Origin of the sequence: Dietzia sp. B44 (assembly GCF_014145245.1) — a bacterium.
GTDB lineage: Bacteria > Actinomycetota > Actinomycetes > Mycobacteriales > Mycobacteriaceae > Dietzia > Dietzia natronolimnaea.
Genome location: NZ_JAALEF010000477.1, coordinates 1 through 1912 on the forward strand (window position 1 = coordinate 1; position 1912 = coordinate 1912).

Sequence of the window (1912 nt, forward strand, 5' to 3'; positions counted from 1 at the left end):
CAGCGGGGGGTGCATAGAGACGACCTCGACGAGGGCGTCCCCGGGGTGGGCCCGGGACGCGGAGGCCACCCGTGCGGCGGTGTCCGCCGCCGAGCTGCACAGGAAGCCGTAGCGTTCGCGGACCCGCTCGCCCGCCTCGGTGAGCCCGTCGGTGGCCCGGCGGCGGAACTCGGCCACGCTCAGACGGTCGCCCACCGTGAGGTGGTCGTGGATCACCAGGCTGGGGGAGTAGTAGTCCCGGACCGTCCCGTCGGGCCACCGGACGGCGAAGCTCATCTCAGGCACTGGCGAGCGTCCTCTCGTCGGCCCGATCACAGACCTCGACCAGTGATCCGTACACGTCGGGGCGCCGATCGCGCAGGTGGAACATCCCGGCGCGCATGGCCGCGAAGGTGCCCGCCACGTCGACCTCGGCGACCGCCAGGCCCTCGTCGAGGGTGGTGGTGGCCAGGACGTTCCCGCCGGGATCGACGATCTTGGCGTTCCCGACGTATCGCAGGGACCCGAACGTCCCCGCCTGGTTGGAGGCCACCCAGAACACCTGGTTGTCCAGGGCCCGGGCGGAATCGAAGAGGTTGAACCGGTAGGTCCAGCGGTCCTCCTGGAGGTTGGCGGCGGTCGCGGTGCGTGCCGCCGGCCACGCGGACAGGGAAGCGATGATCTCGGCGCCCTGCAGTGCCATGACGCGTGCGGCCTCGGGGAACGCCTTGTCGTAACAGATCTGCAGGCCCACCCGACCGACAGGGGTGTCGAACACCCGGTAGTCGCCGCCGGAGGCATAGGACATGTTCTCCCCGAGGGGCTGGTGCACCTTGCGGTAGGTGCCGTAGACGCGGGTTCCGTCGAGGACGGCGGCCGCGTTGTAACGGTTCACCCCGTCGTCGTCGAGCTCGCAGAACCCGATGGCCACCACCAGGTCTCCGATGATCTCCTGCACCCGCGCGATCTCGGGGCCGTCGAGCCGGATGGCGGGGGGCAGTGATCGCGACGTGGGCGTGGTGTCGCCGTGGTTTCCGAGGCTGGAGAGGTAGCCCCCGATGGCGGCCTCGGGAAAGACAAGGAAGTCGACGCCGCTCTCGCGGGCGATCTCCGTGTAATGGGCGATGGTCCGGTAGTTCTCCTCGAGGTCGCGGCCGAAGTTGGCGGCGACCGAGCCGATGGTCGTCATGGCATCAGACCATGTAGGTCGAGTTGATGATGGCGCCCTTACGGGCGTAGTGGATCAGGGCGTCCTGCACGTCGAGCGGGTGCGCGGGGATCACGCCCTCGATCAGGTCCTCCTCGCGACCGCCGTGGAGACCGAGCCCGAAGCGGCAGCAGAACACGGTTCCGCCCTCGGAGATGAACGACTCGAGGGACTCGTTGATGTTCTGCTCGCCGGGGAAGCCGGAGTCCCCGGTGGTGGGGAATCCGCGGGTGGCCAGGCAGTTGATCGCGCCGGGGCCGTAGAAGTAGATGGCCGACTCGAAACCCTTGCGCAGGGCGCGGGTGGCCTGGAGGACGGCGACGAAGGAGACGGAGGACTCGTGGGCGATCCCGTGGACGAGCGTGAAGTACGACTCCCCCTCCTCGGCCTTGTAGTCTGGGAAGATCTTGGTGCCGCCGTAGATGCTGGTGCCCTTGGGTAGGGACGGGTGCGGGATCTCCTTGAGGGAGGCGGCGATGTTCTCGGTGATGGTGGCGTCGAACTCGGGCACTGTGGGCTCCTCGGGGACTGGGTCACCGGACGGGTTCCGATGACATGGCAGCGAGTACACGCCCGGACCGTTACCGCTGCGTATCGGTCCGTTACCGGGTGGTTGCAATTGGAACAACGCATCCGGCGCCGACGTAACACTGCGACCGACGCCGCCACCCGGTGGCGGCGCCGTGGCGGCGCCGTGGCGGCACCGCGGGGGTCCTGTGGCGGCTC

The 1912-nt window shown here is 69.0% G+C and carries 3 protein-coding genes; all 3 read right to left on the reverse strand.

Annotation, left to right across the window (positions count from 1 at the left end; all coding sequences use genetic code 11):
• The coding region (locus G6017_RS14405; RefSeq protein WP_182617978.1) for an MSMEG_0570 family nitrogen starvation response protein at positions 1–285 on the reverse strand (285 nt) is incomplete at its 3' end.
• Positions 278–1168, reverse strand: a complete 891-nt coding sequence (locus G6017_RS14410; RefSeq protein WP_182617980.1) for a carbon-nitrogen hydrolase family protein — start codon at positions 1166–1168, stop codon at positions 278–280. The genes G6017_RS14405 and G6017_RS14410, both read right to left, overlap by 8 nt.
• A gap of 4 nt (positions 1169–1172) precedes the next feature.
• The gene (locus G6017_RS14415; protein WP_179525783.1) at positions 1173–1697 is read right to left on the reverse strand and encodes an MSMEG_0572/Sll0783 family nitrogen starvation response protein; all 525 of its coding nucleotides are present in this window, start codon (positions 1695–1697) and stop codon (positions 1173–1175) included.
• Positions 1698–1912: the final 215 nt, after the last annotated feature.

What these genes read in the sequence shown, in the direction of transcription:
- G6017_RS14410 (WP_182617980.1), bottom strand. Translation starts at nt 1,168, where the DNA reads ATGACGACCATCGGCTCGGTCGCCGCCAACTTCGGCCGCGACCTCGAG.